The organism is Citrobacter sp. Cpo103 (assembly GCF_030332605.1).
In the GTDB taxonomy this organism is placed as follows: domain Bacteria; phylum Pseudomonadota; class Gammaproteobacteria; order Enterobacterales; family Enterobacteriaceae; genus Citrobacter; species Citrobacter portucalensis.
On the sequence record NZ_JAOWHO010000032.1, the window covers coordinates 287,373 to 306,416 of the forward strand.

Sequence of the window (19,044 nt, forward strand, 5' to 3'; positions counted from 1 at the left end):
TCCCTTGTGGAGAGGGTTAGGTTGAGGGAAAAGCCTCACCCCAGCCCTCTTGGGTAAAAACATTAATGAAGGTTAATACTATGAAAGCATTACATTTTGGCGCAGGTAATATCGGTCGTGGCTTTATCGGCAAACTGCTGGCGGACGCGGGGATACAGCTGACGTTCGCGGATGTAAATCAGGTCGTGCTCGATGCCCTGAATGCCCGTCATAGCTATCAGGTTCATGTCGTGGGTGAAAACGAGCAGGTTGATACCGTCTCCGGTGTCAACGCCGTGAGCAGCATCGGCGATGATGTTGTTGAACTGATTGCCCACGTAGATTTAGTCACTACCGCCGTCGGTCCGGTCGTGCTTGAGCGTATCGCTCCGGCCATCGCCAAAGGGCTGGTTAAACGCAAGGCGCAGAGAATCACTACTCCACTAAATATCATCGCTTGTGAAAACATGGTGCGCGGAACGACTCAGTTGAAAGGCCATGTAATGAACGCGTTAGCAGATGAAGATAAAGCCTGGGTTGAAGAACATGTTGGCTTTGTCGATTCTGCCGTGGACCGCATTGTTCCGCCTTCGGCTTCAGCAACCAACGATCCGCTGGAAGTTACCGTAGAAACCTTCAGTGAGTGGATTGTCGACAAAACACAGTTCAAAGGTGAACTGCCAAATATCCCAGGAATGGAATTAACTGATAACCTGATGGCATTTGTCGAACGTAAACTCTTCACGCTGAACACCGGGCATGCTATAACCGCGTACCTCGGAAAATTGACCGGTCATCAGACCATCCGTGACGCGATTCTCGACGAGAAAATCCGCGCAGTGGTAAAAGGTGCGATGGAAGAGAGCGGCGCGGTACTGATCAAACGCTATGGCTTTGATGCAGCAAAACATGCGGCATACATTCAGAAAATCCTCGGCCGTTTTGAAAACCCGTATCTGAAAGATGACGTTGAGCGTGTGGGTCGTCAGCCGCTGCGTAAACTTAGCGCAGGCGACCGTCTGATTAAACCACTGCTGGGTACGCTGGAATATGGTTTGCCGCATGCGAATCTGGTTACCGGTATTGCGGCAGCGATGCACTATCGCAGCGAAGAAGATCCGCAGGCACAGGAACTGGCCGCACTGATTGACGAAAAAGGTCCACAGGCCGCGCTGGCGCAAGTTTCCGGGCTGGATGCCAACAGTGATGTCGTGCTTGAGGCTGTTAACGCGTATAACGCAAAGAAATGATGCAGGACCTGGCGCAGGATATCCTGCGCCTGAATAATAGATTGTCAGATATGCAGGCAATAATGGAACAAACGCAGGCCTTTGAAAATCGTGTGCTTGAGCGTCTGAATGCTGGCAAAACCGTACGCAGCTTCCTCATCACCGCCGTAGAACTGCTCACCGAGGCGGTGAATATCCTTGTGCTTCAGGTATTTCGCAAAGACGACTATGCGGTGAAATACGCCGTAGAACCGCTGCTCGACGGCGATGGTCCGTTGGGCGATCTTTCTGTTCGTCTGAAGTTAATCTACGGCCTGGGCGTACTCAGTCGCCCGGAGTACGAAGATGCGGAGCTCCTGATGGCGCTGCGGGAGGAGCTGAATCACGACGGCAACGAATACGCATTCACCGACGACGAAATTCTTGGACCGTTTGGTGAACTTCACTGCGTGACGGCACTCCCGCCGCCACCCCAGTTTGATACCTCAGACTCTGGTTTGCATGCCATGCAGATCCAGCGTTACCAGCAGATGGTACGATCCACCATGGTCCTTTCCCTGACCGAGCTGATTTCTAAAATCAGCTTAAAAAAAGCCTTTCAAAAATAAGACGATGTTTGCTTATTTCTCTTCCTGCTGCGGTCGATACAGCTGCCGATAGTACGCCAGACGTTGCAGATACAGCTGCGCGTTTTCCTGCGGTATTTCTGAAGGGACAACGTTGCGCGGCGGTGTTTTATTCAAATATTCGCGAAAAGCCTGGCTTGAAGCCATAAAATCGACAGTTTTATCAATCAGGACCGAAACGTTCTCACCTATTTTCGCCATAATCTTCCCTCCTCCATGTATTAACCGCGCTCAGCCTGTGCGGTTGATCATTTAAGTTTAGGATCAGTTGGGTGTTTATATTGAGGAAAACGTGCTTCACCACGAACACGCCAATAAAAAGCACCACGGCCGATCTTATCGCTTAAAACTCCTTGTTAATCAATGCAGTAACATTATCATTAGCTAATTAATACTTACGGTATTTGATTATTTATCTTCGAGCAGTTGTGAATAATCCCGCTCTGCGCGCATACTATAGGATATTCATCCTATTTTTATCAGAAGCTATCCTATGAAAGAAGTCGAAAAAAACGAAATTAAACGCCTGAGCGATCGTCTGGACGCTATTCGCCACCAGCAGGCAGACCTGTCCCTGGTTGAAGCCGCCGACAAATACGCCGAGCTGGAAAAAGAGAAAGAAACTCTGGAAGCCGAGATCGCACGCCTGCGTGAAGTTCACAGCCAGAAGCTGAGCAAAGAAGCGCAAAAGCTGACAAAACTTCCGTTCCGTCGGGCCATCACCAAAAAAGAGCAGGCTGACATGGGCAAACTGAAGAAGAGCGTGCGCGGCCTGATCGTCGTCCACCCGATGACCGAGCTTGGCCGTGAAATGGGCCTGAAAGAGATGACGGGCTTCGCGAAGAGCGAGTTCTAATCTCCCACCGGGCAACATCCGCTTGCCCGGTCCTTCATTTCCCCTCGCAATTGGCCCTACCAATTTTAACCAGATCCTACCAGCACCTCACATTTCATTAAAATGTGCGTACAATACCGTTGCCAATAAATAACATTTGATTAACCATTCATTGTCATTACCCCTACACAACAATATTGGCAGGGCCACTTTTACACATAATGTGACCTGGAGATGAGCACAGACTCATTCCATTATGTCGGCGGCCCCCAGGAGACCTGCAATGAATCTCTGGCAACAGAACTACGACCCGGCCGGTAACATCTGGCTTTCCAGTCTGATCGCATCGCTCCCTATCCTGTTCTTTTTCTTCGCCCTGATTAAGCTCAAGCTCAAAGGCTATGTTGCGGCGTCATGGACGGTGGTGATCGCTTTGTCGGTCGCCCTGCTGTTTTACAAAATGCCGGTCGATCACGCTCTGGCATCCGTAGTGTACGGTTTCTTCTATGGTCTGTGGCCGATTGCCTGGATCATTATCGCCGCGGTATTCGTCTATAAAATCTCGGTGAAGACCGGGCAGTTCGACATTATCCGCTCCTCGATACTCTCGATTACCCCAGACCAGCGTCTGCAAATGCTGATTGTCGGTTTCTCCTTTGGGGCATTCCTCGAAGGAGCGGCAGGCTTTGGCGCTCCGGTAGCGATTACCGCCGCACTGCTGGTTGGTCTTGGCTTTAACCCGCTGTATGCGGCAGGTTTGTGCCTGATCGTAAATACCGCGCCGGTCGCTTTTGGCGCAATGGGCATTCCGATTCTGGTTGCCGGTCAGGTTACCGGACTGGACAGCTTCGAGATTGGCCAGATGGTAGGGCGTCAGCTGCCGTTCCTGACCATTATCGTGCTGTTCTGGATTATGGCGATTATGGATGGCTGGCGCGGCGTCAAAGAAACCTGGCCTGCGGTGATGGTCGCTGGCGGCTCGTTTGCTATCGCACAGTACCTCAGCTCTAACTTTATCGGGCCGGAACTGCCGGACATTATCTCTTCTCTGGTCTCACTGGTGTGTCTGACGCTGTTCCTGAAACACTGGCAGCCGGTACGCATCTTCCGTTTTGGCGATATGGGCGCTTCGCAGGTCGATATGGACCTGTCGCGCACCCGCTACACCGCTGGGCAGGTGGTACGCGCCTGGTCACCGTTCCTGTTCCTGACCGCTACCGTCACGCTGTGGAGCATACCGCCGTTTAAAGCACTGTTTGCGCCCGGCGGCGCGATGTACCACTGGGTGGTCAATATTCCGGTTCCGTTCCTCGACAAGCTGGTTGCCCGTATGCCGCCGGTCGTACACGAAGCCACGGCCTACGCGGCGGTGTACAAATTTGACTGGTTCTCCGCGACCGGTACCGCAATACTGTTTGCCGCCCTGCTATCTATCGTCTGGCTGAAGATGAAGCCATCTGCTGCGCTGCAGACCTTTGGTAGCACGCTGAAAGATCTGGCGCTGCCTATCTACTCCATTGGGATGGTGCTGGCGTTCGCGTTTATCTCTAACTACTCCGGGCTTTCATCCACCCTGGCACTGGCCCTGGCACATACCGGCAGCGCATTTACCTTCTTCTCGCCGTTCCTTGGCTGGCTGGGGGTATTCCTGACCGGGTCCGACACCTCATCAAACGCATTGTTCGCCGCCCTGCAGGCCACGGCCGCTCAGCAAATCGGCGTTTCGGATGTGCTGATGGTGGCCGCAAATACCACCGGCGGCGTGACCGGCAAGATGATCTCTCCACAATCTATCGCTATCGCCTGTGCGGCAGTGGGATTAGTGGGGAAAGAGTCTGATCTGTTCCGCTTTACCGTGAAGCACAGCCTGATTTTCACCTGCATGGTGGGTGTGATTACCACGCTGCAGGCCTATGTCTTAACCTGGATGATTCCATGATAGTGATGCCCAGACGCCTGTCAGACGAAGTCGCATCTCGTGTGCGGGCGCTGATTGAAGAACAACAGCTGGAGGCGGGCATGAAGTTGCCCGCTGAGCGCCAGCTGGCCGTACAGCTCGGCGTATCGCGCAACTCGCTGCGCGAGGCGCTGGCGAAACTGGTGAGCGAAGGCGTGTTGATTAGCCGTCGTGGCGGCGGGACGTTTATCCGCTGGCAGCATGAGGCATGGTCTGAACAAAACATCGTTCAGCCGCTGAAAACTCTACTGGCAGACGACCCTGATTACAGTTTCGATATTCTGGAAGCCCGCCACGCCATCGAAGCCAGCACCGCCTGGCATGCAGCTATGCGTGCCACTGCTGCCGACAAAGAGAAGATCAGACTCTGTTTCGAGGCCACACAAAGCGAAGATCCAGATCTCGCCTCGCAGGCAGACGTTCGCTTTCACCTCGCCATTGCGGAAGCCTCGCACAACGTGGTGCTGTTACAGACCATGCGCGGTTTCTTCGACGTATTGCAGTCTTCGGTGAAACAGAGCCGCCAGCGTATGTACCTTGTGCCGCCCGTATTTTCGCAACTGACGGCGCAGCATCAGGCCGTCCTGGATGCGATTGTTGCCGGAGATGCCGACGGAGCGCGTAAAGCAATGATGGCGCACCTCAGTTTTGTCCACACTACGATTAAACGATTTGATGAAGATCAGGCCCGCCAGGCGCGTATCACCCGCCTGCCCGGTGACCCTGGTGAGAATAGCAGGGAGAACAACGCATGATTATTTCAGCAGCCAGCGACTATCGCGCCGCAGCCCAGCGCATCCTACCCCCCTTCTTGTTCCACTATATAGACGGTGGGGCGTATGCAGAGCACACTCTGCGCCGTAACGTGGCAGACCTGTCGGAGGTGGCGCTGCGCCAGCGCGTGCTGAAGAATATGTCCGACCTGAGCCTGGAGACAAAGCTGTTCAACGAAACGCTCTCCATGCCGGTGGCCCTTGCACCTGTCGGTCTGTGTGGCATGTACGCGCGCCGGGGCGAAGTTCAGGCCGCCGCCGCCGCTGATGCCAAAGGCATTCCGTTTACGCTTTCCACGGTATCCGTATGTCCGATTGAAGAGGTCGCTCCAACCATCAAACGTCCGATGTGGTTTCAGCTATATGTTCTGCGCGATCGCGGCTTTATGCGCAACGCGCTGGAGCGCGCCAAAGCGGCGGGTTGCTCCACGCTGGTCTTTACCGTCGATATGCCAACACCGGGCGCACGCTACCGTGACGCCCATTCCGGGATGAGCGGCCCAAATGCCGCACTACGCCGCTACTGGCAGGCAGTCACCCATCCACAGTGGGCATGGGACGTTGGCCTGAACGGTCGCCCACATGATTTAGGTAATATCTCGACTTATCTTGGTAAACCTACCGGTCTTGAGGATTACATCGGCTGGCTGGCGAATAACTTCGACCCGTCGATTTCCTGGAAAGACCTCGAGTGGATCCGCGAATTTTGGGATGGTCCGATGGTGATCAAAGGGATCCTCGATCCCGAAGATGCCCGAGACGCCGTACGCTTTGGCGCGGATGGTATTGTTGTCTCTAACCACGGTGGTCGCCAGTTAGACGGCGTGCTGTCTTCAGCTCGCGCGCTACCCGCCATTGCCGATGCGGTAAAAGGCGATATCACCATTCTGGCAGACAGTGGGATCCGCAACGGCCTGGACGTCGTACGTATGATTGCGCTGGGCGCGGATAGTGTTCTGCTGGGACGTGCTTATCTGTACGCGCTGGCCACCCACGGTCAGGCCGGGGTGGCGAATCTGCTAAATCTGATCGAGAAAGAGATGAGGGTGGCAATGACCCTGACCGGTGCAAAATCGATTAGCGAAATCAGCCGTGATTCACTGGTACAAGAACTGGGCAAACAGGTGGCTGACTACCAGATGCAGCCCAAACGTGGAAATGCGGCGTAAACGTTAATTTGCTATGCTGCCCCGTACTTAAGGGGGCAGCATGCTAAACATCGTATTATTCGAACCAGAAATCCCGCCAAATACCGGCAATATTATCCGTCTTTGCGCCAACACCGGCTTTCGTCTGCATATTATTGAGCCAATGGGCTTTACCTGGGACGACAAGCGCCTGCGCCGCGCGGGGCTGGATTACCATGAATTTGCCGCCGTGCAACGCCACCCTGATTACGCCGCCTTCGTCGCCGCAGAAAATCCGCAACGTCTGTTTGCCCTGACCACCAAAGGTACGCCAGCGCATAGCGCGGTAAGCTATCAGGATGGGGATTATCTGATGTTTGGCCCGGAAACTCGCGGTCTGCCAGCCAGCATCCTCGACGCACTGCCAGCTGAACAAAAAATTCGTATTCCGATGATGCCGGACAGTCGCAGCATGAACCTGTCGAATGCGGTGTCGGTGGTGGTGTATGAGGCCTGGCGCCAGTTAGGTTATCCCGGCGCGGTATTGCGTAGTTGATTTTTGTCGGATGGCGGCTGACGCCTTATCCGACCTACGAAAGAATTTACCATTATTTTTCGAGCGTTATCGGAGCAGTCAGGTTGGACACTGACTGCGCTTGCCGACCTTCGCGTACACGTAGTACGTGAGGATGGCGAGCACAGCCCGGGTTCAAGATGACAAGTAAGATAGCTCGAAATCAGATTCCATCGCCGTATTCGAACGTATGATGTATCCCGTTGAAATGCTGATCCATATCCATAGACGGTTTATCGCTGTCAGGCTTGCCGACGATGCGCGCCGGTACGCCTGCGGCGGTGGTATGCGGCGGTACGGGCTGTAGCACGACCGAACCTGCGCCAATCTTCGCGCCGCGCCCGACTTCAATGTTGCCGAGAATTTTTGCTCCCGCGCCGATCATCACGCCTTCACGAATTTTCGGGTGGCGGTCACCGCCGGCTTTACCGGTCCCGCCCAGCGTGACGGATTGCAGAATAGAGACGTCATTTTCAATCACCGCGGTTTCACCGACCACAATGCCGGTGGCGTGATCGAGCATAATCCCACGACCAATTTTTGCCGCCGGATGAATGTCTACCTGGAAGGTAACGGACACCTGATTTTGCAAGAATATCGCCAGCGCCTGACGCCCCTGATGCCACAGCCAGTGACCGATACGGTAGGCCTGAAGCGCATGAAAGCCCTTCAGATACAGCAGTGGAGTGGAATATTTATCGACAGCCGGGTCACGCGTGCGTACTGCCTGAATATCGCAGGCCGCTGAGGCAATCATTTCAGGATCGGCCGCGTAGGCCTCTTCTACGACTTCGCGAATCGCAATGGCGGGCATGATTGGAGAAGCGAGTTTATTCGCCAGCATATAGCTTAGCGCACTGCCGAGATTTTCATGCTTGAGCAGCGTTGCGTGGTAAAAACTGGCCAGCATTGGCTCACATTCCGCCAGTGCCCGGGCTTCCGCTTTAATGTTTTTCCAGACGATATCCAGTTCTTCACACGGCATTGCGTACTCCAGAAGGTAGCAAAACGACCGATCCGTTCTTCGCGGATCGGGTCGTTATATTCAACAGTTCCTTACAGCTAGTGGCGACTCAGCTCGTCCTTGCGTGCACGGCCTAATAACGTCAATGCTGCCTCGCGCGCGTTTTTTCCGCAATACAATACTTGATAAATTTCCTCGGTTATTGGCATCTCAACACCAAAACGGTGCGCCAATTCACGAACTTCTTTCGTATTGCGATAGCCTTCAACCACTTGGCCAATTTTGTCCTGCGCACCCTGCACGTCCATCCCCTGGCCGAGCATCATGCCAAAACGACGGTTGCGCGACTGGTTGTCGGTACAGGTCAGCACCAGATCGCCTAAACCCGCCATCCCCATAAAGGTGGCAGGATCGGCCCCCAGCGCCGCACCAAGACGAGACATTTCGGTCAGCCCACGGGTGATCAATGCGGTTCGTGCATTCGCGCCGAAACCGATGCCGTCAGACATCCCTGCGCCAATGGCAATGACGTTTTTCACCGCACCGCCAAGCTGTACGCCAATGAAATCCGGGTTGCTGTATACGCGGAAGCTTTTGCCGCAGTGCAGCAACTGCTGGAGATCGTCAGCAAAGGTGTCGTCCGTCGAGGCCAGAGAAATCGCCGTCGGCATGCCCGCAGCCAGCTCTTTGGCGAACGTCGGGCCGGAAATAACCGCCAGTGGAATTGAGTCCCCCAGCGCTTCACGCGCGACATCCTGCAGCAGACGCCCTGTTTCCGCTTCCAGACCTTTTGTCGCCCAGACCAGTCGTGCGTCAGAACGCATCAATGGTTTGATGTTACGCAGCACTTCGCCAAAGACGTGGCTCGGCACCACCACCAGAATATTACGACTGGCGGCCAGCGCTGTGGCTAAATCACTTTCCAGGCGCAGCGTGTCGGGAAAAGGCACATCAGGAAGGAACGCGACGTTGCAGCGATCGTGCTCGAGAGTCGCGATATGTTTAGGATCATGGCCCCACAGGACAACCTGATGGCCATTTCTTGCCAGGGTGATGGCAAGAGCGGTGCCGTACGAGCCGGCACCAATCACAGTCATTGAAGCATTACTTTGGTTCATCAGGCATCCTGATGTTCTTCAGTACCTTCGCCAGCCTGCTGCTGTAAATAGTTCATGAACAGCGCATCAAAGTTGACCGGCGCAAGGTTCAGTTGCGGGAACGTACCGCGTGAAACCAGGCTGGTGATGCATTCACGGGCATACGGGAACAGAATGTTCGGGCAGTATGCGCCCAGGCAATGCGCCATTTGAGTCCCTTCGATACCACTGATGGAGAAAATACCGCCCTGCTGAACTTCGCACAGGAACGCAGTTTCTTCACCCAAGGAAGCCGTTACGGTGACACGCAGCACTACTTCATACACGTCATCTGCCAGTTGGGTAGATGCGGTATCAAGATCCAGTTTAACCTCTGGCTGCCAATCTTTCTGGAAAACATGCGGTGCATTTGGCGCTTCGAAAGACACATCCTTGGTATAAATACGTTGGATCTGGAAAGCCATTTCAGTGTTATTTTGTTCTGACATGTTGAGAAAACCCTTTAGTGTTGTCCTTTAAATACTTCGGTACGCCTTAACGCAGCAGCGGATCCAGTCCACCACGCGCATCCAACGCATACAAGTCGTCACAACCACCAATGTGCTGTGCATCAATAAAAATCTGCGGAACCGTAGTACGGCCACTGCGCTTGATCATCTCTTCACGCTTCACGGCATCACCGTCAATCGGAAGCTCCTGGAAACTCACACCCTTGCTGTTTAACAGCGCCTTTGCGCGATGGCAAAACGGGCAGGTTGCTTTGGTATAGATCTCAATATTGGCCATGACTTATCTCCAGTGTTCTTTTTACCCTGCGGCATGAAAGAAGACGGGTAAATTACTTGCCGCGAACCAGTGGCAGATTCTCACCACTCCAGCCCGCTACGCCATCTTTCAGTACAGACACCTGCTCAAAACCGGCTTTGATCAGCGCAGTTGCTGAATCCTGGCACTGCATGCCTGAACCATCAACCACAATAACAGGTTTGTTTTTGTGTTTTTCCAGTTCGCCAAAGTTGTTGGCTTTGATTTCGCTCGGCAGCAGGTTAGTGGAGCCAGCGATATGACCTTTGCGGAAGTCGTCGCGCTGACGTAAATCCACGACAACGGCGTCTTCTTTATTGATGAGACGTGTGGCTTCTCCGCGCGTAATCACCTTCACTTTGGAAGTCAGGCTCTTAAACGTGGTAAATAATACAGCCGCCAGTAACGCAATCCAGGCGATACTCAATACAGGGTGGCGACTAACAAATTGCATAATTTCTTGCATGGGGGGTAACAACTCCCGACTCAGTGATTAAAAAAACCAGGAAAGGAGTATACCTGCGCGTTGGCGCAAATACAGCCAGAGCGTGCATTGGATTGCATTTTTGCGGGGCGCTACGGAAAAAAAAACCTAAAACCACGCCCTCTGCGGCGCGCTCTGGTCGATTATTTGATCTTCCGGGGCTACTTTATCGATTCAGCTGTAGTAAAATTACGCAATTATTTTTTATCTATTAAGTGTGAGGTTGTCGCAATGTCGGTTTCTAAAAAACCTATGGTACTGGTGATTCTGGATGGCTATGGCTATCGCGAAGACAGCCAGGATAACGCCATCTTTAATGCCAAAACCCCGGTAATGGATGCCCTGTGGGCAAAACGTCCGCATACCCTGATTGATGCGTCTGGCCTGGAAGTTGGCCTGCCCGATCGCCAGATGGGCAACTCCGAAGTCGGTCACGTCAACCTGGGCGCGGGCCGCATCGTGTATCAGGACCTGACCCGTCTGGATGTAGAAATTAAAGAGCGTACTTTCTTCGCTAACCCGGTGCTGACCAATGCGGTCGACCAGGCAAAAAATAGCGGCAAAGCGGTACACATCATGGGTCTGCTCTCTGCGGGCGGTGTTCACAGCCACGAAGATCACATCATGGCGATGGTAGAAATGGCTGCTGAACGCGGGGCTGAGAAAATCTATCTGCACGCTTTCCTTGATGGCCGTGATACTCCGCCACGCAGCGCTGAACATTCACTGCAAAAATTCGAAGAGAAATTTGCCGCGCTGGGCAAAGGCCGCGTAGCGTCCATCATCGGTCGTTACTACGCGATGGACCGCGACAACCGTTGGGATCGCGTTGAACAGGCTTATGACCTGATGACGTTGGCCAAAGGCGAGTTCCAGTTCGCTACGGCGGTTGAAGGCCTGCAGGCTGCTTATGCCCGCGACGAAAACGATGAATTCGTGAAAGCGACCGTGATCCGTGCTGAAGGCCAGGCTGAAGCCGCCATGGAAGACGGCGATACGCTGATTTTCATGAACTTCCGTGCTGACCGTGCGCGTGAAATCACTCGTGCGTTTGTTAACGCTGACTTCGACGGCTTCGCCCGTAAGAAAGTCGTTAACCTCAACTTTGTGATGCTGACCGAATACGCGGCCGACATCAAAACTGCGGTTGCTTACCCACCAGCATCTCTGGCTAACACCCTTGGCGAGTGGATGGCGAAGCACGACAAAACGCAGCTGCGTATTTCCGAAACCGAAAAATATGCGCACGTGACCTTCTTCTTCAACGGCGGCGTAGAAGAGCCGTTCAAAGGCGAAGATCGCATCCTGATCAACTCGCCGAAAGTTGCGACCTACGATCTGCAGCCAGAGATGAGCTCTGCTGAGCTGACCGAAAAACTGGTTGCGGCGATTGAGAGCGGAAAATACGACACCATCATTTGTAACTACCCGAACGGCGACATGGTTGGTCATACCGGGGTGATGGAAGCAGCGGTTAAAGCGGTTGAAGCGCTGGATCACTGCGTTGAACAGGTCGCGAAAGCGGTTGAATCCGTTGGGGGTCAGTTGCTGATCACCGCAGACCACGGTAACGCAGAGCAAATGCGCGATCCGTCCACCGGTCAGGCGCATACTGCGCACACCAACCTGCCCGTTCCGCTGATTTATGTCGGTGGCAAGAACGTTAAAGCAGTCGAAGGCGGCAAACTTTCTGATATCGCCCCGACGATGCTGACGCTGATGGGTATGGAAATCCCGCAAGAGATGACTGGTAAGCCGCTGTTCATCGTGGAATAATCCCTCCCCATGAGGGGAAAGGCGATTAATACCATCACTCGGGCCGTGAAACCGCGTAAGTTTTCAGTCAGGCCCTTGTTCTACGCCAGCGCGCTTAGCGCTGGCGTATTGCTGTGCGCCTTTTCCGCCCACGCGGACGAACGCGACCAGCTCAAATCTATTCAGGCCGATATCGCGGCAAAAGAACGCGCGGTACGTCAACAGCAACAACAACGCGCCACCCTCCTCGCTCAGCTTAAAGCTCAGGAACAAGCCATCGCCGTTGCCGCAAGGCAGTTGCGCGAAACGCAAAACTCACTGGCGCAGCTGAATGCACAAATCGCAGAGATGAACGCAGCACTCGCGAAGCTGGAAAAACAGCGGGCCGCACAAGAACGCAGCCTGGCAGCCCAACTCGACGCAGCTTTTCGCCAGGGCGAACACACCGGCATTCAGCTCATTCTTAGCGGTGAAGAAAGCCAGCGCGGGCAACGCCTGCAGGCCTATTTCGGCTATCTGAACCAGGCGCGACAGGAAACTATCGCGCAATTGAAACAAACCCGCGAAGAGGTCGACTCGCAAAAAGCCGAGCTGGAAGATAAGCAGAGCGAACAGCAGACGCTACTGTACGAACAGCGCGCTCAGCAGGCTAAGCTGGAACAGGCACGTAACGAACGCCAGAAAACGCTTTCGAGTCTGGAATCATCGATTCAACAGGGTCAACAGCAACTGGGCGAAATGCGCGCCAACGAATCCCGTCTGCGCAACAGCATTGCCCGCGCCGAAGCCGCAGCCAAAGCGCGTGCGGAACGTGAAGCACGCGAGGCGCAGGCAGTACGCGATAAGCAACAGGATGCGTCACGAAAAGGCTCAACCTATAAACCGACCGAAAGTGAAAAATCACTGATGTCGCGTACCGGCGGTTTGGGTTCGCCACGCGGTCAGGCATTTTGGCCCGTTCGTGGTCCAACTCTACATCGTTATGGCGAACAGCTGCAGGGTGAGCTACGTTGGAAGGGGATGGTTATTGGCGCATCCGAAGGCACCGAAGTTAAAGCCATTGCCGATGGTCGCGTCATTCTGGCGGACTGGCTGCAGGGCTATGGCCTGGTGGTCGTCGTTGAACACGGTAAAGGCGATATGAGCCTGTACGGTTATAACCAGAGCGCACTGGTCAGCGTCGGTACGCAGGTTCGCGCCGGGCAGCCTATAGCACTTGTGGGTAGCAGCGGCGGTCAGGGCAGGCCGGCACTCTATTTCGAAATTCGTCGCCAGGGTCAGGCGGTCAATCCACAGCCGTGGTTGGGAAGATAAGTTTTGCCACAACAATTTCGTCGTCTACTACTCTCTCTCGCCAGTCTGCTGGCCTTCGCAACACCTGTATTTGCTGGCAAACTCGCCATCGTCATTGATGATTTCGGCTATCGCCCACACACTGAAAACCAGGTACTGGCGATGCCTTCTACCATCTCCGTTGCCGTTCTGCCTAACGCCCCACATGCGCGTGAAATGGCAATCAAAGCGCATAACAGCGGGCATGAAGTCTTAATCCATCTGCCAATGGCACCGCTGAGCAAGCAGCCGTTAGAGAAAGACACGTTACGCCCTGAAATGAGCAGCGAAGAGATTGAGAGGATCATTCGCGACGCGGTAAGCAAAGTACCGAATGCGGTCGGTCTGAACAACCATATGGGCAGCGCGATGACCTCCAGTCTTTTCGGCATGCAGAAGGTGATGCAGGCGCTGGAACGCTACGACCTCTACTTCCTGGACAGCATGACCATCGGTAACAGCCAGGCAATGCGCGCAGCGTCAGGTACCGGTGTGAAGGTCATCAAACGCAAAGTCTTCCTGGATGACACGCAAAACGAAGCCGATATTCGCCGTCAGTTTAATCGTGCCGTCGAGCTTGCGCGCCGCAACGGTTCCGCAATCGCCATTGGCCACCCTCACCCGTCTACGGTTCGCGTCCTGCAGCAGATGCTGTATAGCCTGCCAGCCGACATCACGCTGGTTCGCCCAAGCAGCTTGCTCAATGAACCACAGGTGTATACGTCCAGACCAAACCTCACGCCACCGAAGAACGGTACGCCTGATGCACCGCGTAATCCTTTCCGCGGGGTGAAATTATGCAAACCGAAACAGCCGTTAGAGCCGGTGTACGCCAGCCGCTTCTTCAGCGTGCTCGGCGAAAGCATCACCCAAAGCACGCTGGTGCAGTATATGCGCCTGCAGTGGCAGGGCTGGCAATAATCAGTCTTTACTATCCAGCGTTAAATGGGCCAGGCGGCGCGGCGTCAATGATTTATCGCGCCACTGGCTAAAACGGATAGCCCACAACAGAACCTGATAACCCAGCTTAACGCTGCAGATATTACTCACCATACGCTTGAACATACCCGATACAAATACTTCAGCAATCATGCGCTGACGAATCTGTGGATCGGGTTCTTTACGAATGCAGTGGCATACTCGCAGTCCCTCATAAATCACTTGTTGCTTAAACTCAGGATAGATAGTGATGCGGTTAGCGTAGCTATGATTAAGTTCGTCCAGCAGGCGAGTGATCTTTATATAGTGCCGTTGATAGTTTAAATTCGCTTCACCCTGCCGCTTCATGTGACTAATTGAGCCATCGTGTTGGTAGTATTTATATAATGGTTTTTCCGTATATTTCGCACGAGTGGCATTAAACATAAACACCGTACTCCACATGACATCCTGATGATGTAACCCAGGGATAAATCTTATATTGTGTTCTTTAATGAGGTCATTTCTATATACCCCCATCCAGAGAACATGCGTCCAGCGGCGCGAAGCAAGCCCCATACGCAACCAGTCTGGGCCGGAGAGAATATCGGTAGAACGCAGACGATCTGTTGGAATGGATACCCAGACTCGGGATGTTTCCCGCGAACTCCAGTCTGCGTTGCTTTGTACAACGTCAAGGTTGTCCTGCAAGGCCATTCCCATCAATGTCTCATACATCTCCGGATAGACTTCATCATCGGCATCAACGAATGCGATGTAATCCCCCACAGCGACATCCAGGCCAAGGTTTCGCGCGACAGAGACACCCTGGTTGGCCTGATGCAGCAGCCGAACATGGGGATATTTTTCTGCATAGTATTGCGCAATATCGACTGAGCAGTCCGTAGAACCATCATTTACAATAATGATTTCAAGATCTTTCCAGGTCTGCGCAATTAACGACTCCATACAGTCACGAAAGTAACTACCGGCATTATATAACGGGATAATAACGCTTAATTTATATTTACTTTGCATCGTAGGGTAATCATCTAATCTATGGGATTGTCGTTACTCTATCACCTAATTATTAAGATATTATTAAGGCTTAACAAGAGGTACAATTTCCAGAGAAATAGGCCAGCATTCCTATAAATTTATATTAGCTAGATTGATAACCTATTTACTTACACGTCCGAGAAACAAAAAACAGCACGAATAGCCAACTTAGTTGTTACCTGTGTATGACAAAGGATTTTGTTATACTAACTTGATCTCTATCACAAAATGAACAGTGCAAATGTAATGATGACCAAAGCACTCTTGCTACATTGATGCTTTAAGTCATGAAATTTTCATAACGTAAAGCAATTAATCAATTACTTTCAATTAGATAGAGCATAACACTGTTGTTTATGTGTCTTTTACATAAAAGCATGTATTAACTAACCACCGTCGATACAATTTTGTATAATACAAAGCATAACTATCCACAACAGATTAATATACGAAGGCGAATTTAATGAACATTAGTAAGGTTGAATTAAATGACTTTAATGTTTATTTCAAGAAAGAAAAAATTAATTTCCCTTTGTTGATGAAAAAAATATCAAATAATGAAATAAAAGGGAAACAACTGAATGCTGAAAATGGTTTTCGCAGCGTCCATCTTGTCGAATATGAAAATAAAAAGTTTATTGTCAAGAACGATCGTGAAATAGACAATCGCTTTGAAAAAAAAGCGCTAAACTTTATTTCCGGGCCCTTTTATTCACATATGATTAAACGACTGGCACGCTTAACTCCAGAGCAACGCGCCTGTACTGCAGATCTGTACTACGTTGCCGAAAAATGTCACTTTCGTCAATGTGTTGAAGTGTCAACCGTGCATGAATACATTGATGGCAACCCCCTTGCCGAAATCAACGAAAGTAATGCCGAAGAGGTGAAAAGCTGTATTATTAAACTTCACAATGCAGGTCTTGCATCGAATGACATTCACCCTGGAAATTTTATTAGAACGCCATCTGGTGAACTTAAAGTTATCGATCTTTCATGCAAAGGCATTATGAAAATATGCCAGGCGAACGATATCCTCACGCTCCGGAATAAATACAATATCGATATTCAGGGTCATGGCTTCGTTTATAACCTGATTTTATTGAAAGAAAAGCTTCGCCGACTTTCACGAAAAATTCGCGGCAAGTAAAAAATAGCCAGATATTAATCATATCTGGCTATTCATTCTTACCGGCTTAATACTAATCCCAGCTCAGGATCACTTTCCCTGACTGGCCTGAACGCATCGCGTCAAAGCCCTGCTGGAATTCATCGATGGAGAATCGATGGGTGATGATCGGCGACAAATCCAGTCCAGACTGGATCAGTGCAGCCATTTTGTACCAGGTTTCAAACATCTCACGACCGTAGATACCTTTAATAAACAGCCCCTTAAAGATAACTTTGGTCCAGTCGATGGACATATCAGATGGCGGAATACCCAGCATAGCAATACGGCCACCGTGGTTCATGGTGTCCAGCATGGCGCGAAACGCTGGCGGCGCCCCGGACATCTCCAGGCCCACATCAAACCCTTCGGTCATACCCAGTTCAGCCATCACGTCGGTCAGATTCTCTTTCGACACGTTGACCGCGCGTGTGATACCCATTTTGCGTGCCAGCTCAAGGCGATACTCATTAACGTCGGTGATCACCACGTGGCGTGCGCCAACATGCTTCGCGACCGCCGCCGCCATAATACCGATTGGACCCGCACCGGAAACCAGCACATCTTCCCCAACCAGATCGAACGACAGCGCCGTGTGCACTGCATTACCGAACGGATCGAAGATAGACGCCAGGTCGTCGGAGATATTGTCCGGGATTTTAAATGCGTTAAATGCCGGGATCACCAGGTACTCCGCAAAGCAGCCAGGGCGGTTTACACCGACACCGGTCGTATTGCGGCACAGGTGAGTACGTCCACCGCGGCAGTTACGGCAATGCCCGCAGGTGATATGACCTTCGCCTGAAACGCGATCGCCGATTTTAAAGCCTTTAACTTCCTGACCGATGCCAACAACTTCGCCGACATATTCATGCCCAACGACCATCGGTACCGGGATGGTTTTTTGCGACCATTCATCCCAGTTATAAATGTGAACGTCAGTCCCGCAGATGGCTGTTTTACGGATTTTAATCAGCAAATCGTTATGACCGACTTCCGGTTCAGGAACGTCGGTCATCCAAATGCCCTCTTCCGCTTTCAGTTTGGATAACGCTTTCATTTCACATCCTCAGGCAATAACGCCCAGTTGTTTACCAATGCGTGTGAACGCCTCAACAGCACGCGTAATCTGCTCAGGGGTATGCGCCGCAGACATCTGGGTACGGATACGCGCCTGGCCTTTTGGAACCACCGGATAGAAGAATCCGGTAACGTAAATCCCCTCTTTTTGCAGCTCGCGGGCGAACGCCTGCGCCACTACTGCATCACCCAGCATGACCGGGATGATCGCGTGATCCGCACCGGCTAACGTAAAGCCTGCGGCAGACATTTGCTCACGGAACTGACGTGCATTCGCCCACAGACGATCGCGCAGGTCGCTGCCAGCTTCAACCATTTCCAGCACTTTAATGGAAGCCGCAACAATCGCCGGTGCCAGTGAGTTGGAGAACAAATAAGGACGGGAACGCTGACGCAGCCACTCAACAACTTCTTTGCGCGCTGCGGTGTAACCACCGGATGCGCCGCCGAGTGCTTTACCCAGCGTACCGGTGATGATGTCCACGCGACCCATCACGTCACAATATTCATGGGAGCCACGACCATTTTCGCCGACAAAACCGACGGCATGGGAATCATCAACCATGACCAGCGCGTCGTATTTATCCGCCAGATCGCAAACGCCTTTCAGATTAGCGATCACACCATCCATAGAGAACACGCCATCAGTGGCGATCAGGATATGGCGAGCGCCTGCTTCACGCGCTTCTTTCAGGCGAGCTTCCAGTTCCACCATATCGTTGTTGGCGTAACGGAAACGTTTTGCTTTACACAGACGCACGCCATCAATGATAGAAGCGTGGTTCAGGGCATCGGAAATAATTGCGTCTTCTGCGCCCAGCAGCGTTTCAAACAGACCGCCGTTGGCGTCGAAGCAGGAAGAGTAAAGGATGGCATCTTCCATTCCGAGGAATGCCGCCAGTTTTTGCTCCAGTTGCTTATGGCTGTCCTGGGTACCGCAAATAAAGCGAACCGAAGCCATACCAAATCCGTGAGAATCCATACCCGCTTTTGCCGCTGCAATCAGTTCCGGATGGTTAGCCAACCCCAGATAGTTGTTCGCACAAAAGTTAATAACGTGGCTTCCATCCGCCACGGTAATATCCGCCTGCTGGGCAGATGTAATAATGCGTTCTTCTTTAAACAATCCTTCCGCACGTGCGGTTTCGAGATCGTTCGTTAACTGTTTGTAAAAATCCCCACGCATTTCAATTCTCCAGACTGGGCAAATTTCAGCACATATTACCCAAAGCTATACGTTGATACGAGATGACGCATCATCACTTCTTCAAAATGAAGCATAA

20 protein-coding genes are annotated in these 19,044 nt (G+C 52.3%); 11 read left to right on the plus strand and 9 right to left on the minus strand.

The window, feature by feature from the left end; translation table 11 throughout:
- Positions 1-80 precede the first annotated feature (80 nt).
- Positions 81-1,229 carry a mannitol-1-phosphate 5-dehydrogenase gene (gene mtlD, locus OGX89_RS13990; protein WP_003827336.1) on the plus strand — a complete coding sequence of 383 codons (1,149 nt, stop codon included), beginning with the start codon at positions 81-83 and terminating at the stop codon, positions 1,227-1,229.
- Positions 1,229-1,816: a mannitol operon repressor MtlR gene (gene mtlR / locus OGX89_RS13995; protein WP_003024179.1), complete on the plus strand. Its 588-nt coding sequence runs from the start codon at positions 1,229-1,231 to the stop codon at positions 1,814-1,816. Before mtlD ends, mtlR begins: the two co-directional genes overlap by 1 nt.
- A gap of 12 nt (positions 1,817-1,828) precedes the next feature.
- Here mtlR and OGX89_RS14000 read toward each other — a convergent pair whose 3' ends face one another.
- Positions 1,829-2,035: a hypothetical protein gene (locus tag OGX89_RS14000; RefSeq protein WP_003827334.1), complete on the minus strand. Its 207-nt coding sequence runs from the start codon at positions 2,033-2,035 to the stop codon at positions 1,829-1,831.
- 292 nt (positions 2,036-2,327) lie between these two features.
- Here OGX89_RS14000 and OGX89_RS14005 point away from each other — a divergent pair, with 292 nt between their 5' ends.
- The 5 genes from OGX89_RS14005 (at position 2,328) to trmL (ending at position 7,082) form a co-directional block, all read left to right on the plus strand.
- Positions 2,328-2,690: a YibL family ribosome-associated protein gene (locus OGX89_RS14005; RefSeq protein ID WP_003827333.1), complete on the plus strand. Its 363-nt coding sequence runs from the start codon at positions 2,328-2,330 to the stop codon at positions 2,688-2,690.
- A gap of 262 nt (positions 2,691-2,952) precedes the next feature.
- On the plus strand, positions 2,953-4,608 hold the full coding sequence (gene lldP, locus OGX89_RS14010; protein ID WP_126956484.1) for an L-lactate permease: 1,656 nt from the start codon (positions 2,953-2,955) through the stop codon (positions 4,606-4,608).
- Positions 4,605-5,381 carry a transcriptional regulator LldR gene (gene lldR, locus OGX89_RS14015; protein WP_003827331.1) on the plus strand — a complete coding sequence of 259 codons (777 nt, stop codon included), beginning with the start codon at positions 4,605-4,607 and terminating at the stop codon, positions 5,379-5,381. Before lldP ends, lldR begins: the two co-directional genes overlap by 4 nt.
- Complete coding sequence (gene lldD, locus OGX89_RS14020; RefSeq protein WP_126956486.1) at positions 5,378-6,568, plus strand: FMN-dependent L-lactate dehydrogenase LldD; 1,191 nt, start codon at positions 5,378-5,380, stop codon at positions 6,566-6,568. The genes lldR and lldD overlap by 4 nt, the downstream gene beginning before the upstream one ends.
- 40 nt (positions 6,569-6,608) lie before the next feature.
- Positions 6,609-7,082: a tRNA (uridine(34)/cytosine(34)/5-carboxymethylaminomethyluridine(34)-2'-O)-methyltransferase TrmL gene (trmL, locus tag OGX89_RS14025; protein ID WP_032945354.1), complete on the plus strand. Its 474-nt coding sequence runs from the start codon at positions 6,609-6,611 to the stop codon at positions 7,080-7,082.
- 181 nt (positions 7,083-7,263) lie between these two features.
- Here trmL and cysE read toward each other — a convergent pair whose 3' ends face one another.
- From cysE to OGX89_RS14050, 5 genes are all read right to left on the minus strand, one after another.
- Positions 7,264-8,085 (minus strand): serine O-acetyltransferase, encoded by an 822-nt coding sequence (gene cysE, locus OGX89_RS14030; RefSeq protein WP_003024160.1) that lies wholly within the window; start codon positions 8,083-8,085, stop codon positions 7,264-7,266.
- Between the two features lie 77 nt (positions 8,086-8,162).
- Positions 8,163-9,182 carry an NAD(P)H-dependent glycerol-3-phosphate dehydrogenase gene (gene gpsA / locus OGX89_RS14035; RefSeq protein WP_003827328.1) on the minus strand — a complete coding sequence of 340 codons (1,020 nt, stop codon included), beginning with the start codon at positions 9,180-9,182 and terminating at the stop codon, positions 8,163-8,165.
- Positions 9,182-9,649 carry a protein-export chaperone SecB gene (gene secB / locus OGX89_RS14040; protein ID WP_003024155.1) on the minus strand — a complete coding sequence of 156 codons (468 nt, stop codon included), beginning with the start codon at positions 9,647-9,649 and terminating at the stop codon, positions 9,182-9,184. Before secB ends, gpsA begins: the two co-directional genes overlap by 1 nt.
- A 46-nt stretch (positions 9,650-9,695) precedes the next feature.
- The gene (gene grxC / locus OGX89_RS14045) at positions 9,696-9,947 is read right to left on the minus strand and encodes a glutaredoxin 3 (RefSeq protein ID WP_003024152.1); all 252 of its coding nucleotides are present in this window, start codon (positions 9,945-9,947) and stop codon (positions 9,696-9,698) included.
- A 52-nt stretch (positions 9,948-9,999) separates the two neighbouring features.
- A complete protein-coding gene (locus OGX89_RS14050; RefSeq protein WP_003024148.1) occupies positions 10,000-10,431 on the minus strand; it encodes a rhodanese-like domain-containing protein in 432 nt (143 codons plus the stop codon).
- A 249-nt stretch (positions 10,432-10,680) separates the two neighbouring features.
- Between OGX89_RS14050 and gpmM the strand changes: the two genes are divergently transcribed.
- From gpmM to OGX89_RS14065, 3 genes are read left to right on the plus strand one after another with little or no spacing between them, the layout of a single operon-like run.
- A complete protein-coding gene (gpmM, locus tag OGX89_RS14055; RefSeq protein ID WP_003827325.1) occupies positions 10,681-12,225 on the plus strand; it encodes a 2,3-bisphosphoglycerate-independent phosphoglycerate mutase in 1,545 nt (514 codons plus the stop codon).
- A 33-nt stretch (positions 12,226-12,258) separates the two neighbouring features.
- Complete coding sequence (gene envC / locus OGX89_RS14060; RefSeq protein ID WP_231504629.1) at positions 12,259-13,518, plus strand: murein hydrolase activator EnvC; 1,260 nt, start codon at positions 12,259-12,261, stop codon at positions 13,516-13,518.
- A gap of 3 nt (positions 13,519-13,521) precedes the next feature.
- Positions 13,522-14,457 carry a divergent polysaccharide deacetylase family protein gene (locus OGX89_RS14065; protein WP_126956488.1) on the plus strand — a complete coding sequence of 312 codons (936 nt, stop codon included), beginning with the start codon at positions 13,522-13,524 and terminating at the stop codon, positions 14,455-14,457.
- Here the strand turns inward: OGX89_RS14065 and OGX89_RS14070 are convergent, their stop codons facing one another.
- Positions 14,458-15,492, minus strand: a complete 1,035-nt coding sequence (locus tag OGX89_RS14070; protein ID WP_126956490.1) for a glycosyltransferase — start codon at positions 15,490-15,492, stop codon at positions 14,458-14,460.
- Between the two features lie 484 nt (positions 15,493-15,976).
- Between OGX89_RS14070 and OGX89_RS14075 the strand changes: the two genes are divergently transcribed.
- Positions 15,977-16,663 carry a lipopolysaccharide core heptose(II) kinase RfaY gene (locus tag OGX89_RS14075; RefSeq protein ID WP_126956492.1) on the plus strand — a complete coding sequence of 229 codons (687 nt, stop codon included), beginning with the start codon at positions 15,977-15,979 and terminating at the stop codon, positions 16,661-16,663.
- Positions 16,664-16,715: 52 nt separating this feature from the next.
- Here the strand turns inward: OGX89_RS14075 and tdh are convergent, their stop codons facing one another.
- Together tdh and kbl are read right to left on the minus strand one after the other, a co-directional pair.
- A complete protein-coding gene (gene tdh, locus OGX89_RS14080) occupies positions 16,716-17,741 on the minus strand; it encodes an L-threonine 3-dehydrogenase (protein ID WP_003024132.1) in 1,026 nt (341 codons plus the stop codon).
- Positions 17,742-17,750: 9 nt separating this feature from the next.
- On the minus strand, positions 17,751-18,947 hold the full coding sequence (gene kbl, locus OGX89_RS14085; RefSeq protein WP_003827313.1) for a glycine C-acetyltransferase: 1,197 nt from the start codon (positions 18,945-18,947) through the stop codon (positions 17,751-17,753).
- Positions 18,948-19,044: the final 97 nt, after the last annotated feature.

Coding starts and splice junctions, on each gene's coding strand:
- OGX89_RS14075 (WP_126956492.1), top strand. CDS start 15,977: ATGAACATTAGTAAGGTTGAATTAAATGACTTTAATGTTTATTTCAAG.
- OGX89_RS14005 (WP_003827333.1), top strand. CDS start 2,328: ATGAAAGAAGTCGAAAAAAACGAAATTAAACGCCTGAGCGATCGTCTG.
- gpsA (WP_003827328.1), bottom strand. CDS start 9,182: ATGAACCAAAGTAATGCTTCAATGACTGTGATTGGTGCCGGCTCGTAC.
- lldD (WP_126956486.1), top strand. CDS start 5,378: ATGATTATTTCAGCAGCCAGCGACTATCGCGCCGCAGCCCAGCGCATC.
- kbl (WP_003827313.1), bottom strand. CDS start 18,947: ATGCGTGGGGATTTTTACAAACAGTTAACGAACGATCTCGAAACCGCA.
- OGX89_RS14070 (WP_126956490.1), bottom strand. CDS start 15,492: ATGCAAAGTAAATATAAATTAAGCGTTATTATCCCGTTATATAATGCC.
- mtlD (WP_003827336.1), top strand. CDS start 81: ATGAAAGCATTACATTTTGGCGCAGGTAATATCGGTCGTGGCTTTATC.
- lldR (WP_003827331.1), top strand. CDS start 4,605: ATGATAGTGATGCCCAGACGCCTGTCAGACGAAGTCGCATCTCGTGTG.
- OGX89_RS14000 (WP_003827334.1), bottom strand. CDS start 2,035: ATGGCGAAAATAGGTGAGAACGTTTCGGTCCTGATTGATAAAACTGTC.
- secB (WP_003024155.1), bottom strand. CDS start 9,649: ATGTCAGAACAAAATAACACTGAAATGGCTTTCCAGATCCAACGTATT.
- tdh (WP_003024132.1), bottom strand. CDS start 17,741: ATGAAAGCGTTATCCAAACTGAAAGCGGAAGAGGGCATTTGGATGACC.
- OGX89_RS14050 (WP_003024148.1), bottom strand. CDS start 10,431: ATGCAAGAAATTATGCAATTTGTTAGTCGCCACCCTGTATTGAGTATC.
- grxC (WP_003024152.1), bottom strand. CDS start 9,947: ATGGCCAATATTGAGATCTATACCAAAGCAACCTGCCCGTTTTGCCAT.
- mtlR (WP_003024179.1), top strand. CDS start 1,229: ATGCAGGACCTGGCGCAGGATATCCTGCGCCTGAATAATAGATTGTCA.
- lldP (WP_126956484.1), top strand. CDS start 2,953: ATGAATCTCTGGCAACAGAACTACGACCCGGCCGGTAACATCTGGCTT.
- gpmM (WP_003827325.1), top strand. CDS start 10,681: ATGTCGGTTTCTAAAAAACCTATGGTACTGGTGATTCTGGATGGCTAT.
- cysE (WP_003024160.1), bottom strand. CDS start 8,085: ATGCCGTGTGAAGAACTGGATATCGTCTGGAAAAACATTAAAGCGGAA.
- trmL (WP_032945354.1), top strand. CDS start 6,609: ATGCTAAACATCGTATTATTCGAACCAGAAATCCCGCCAAATACCGGC.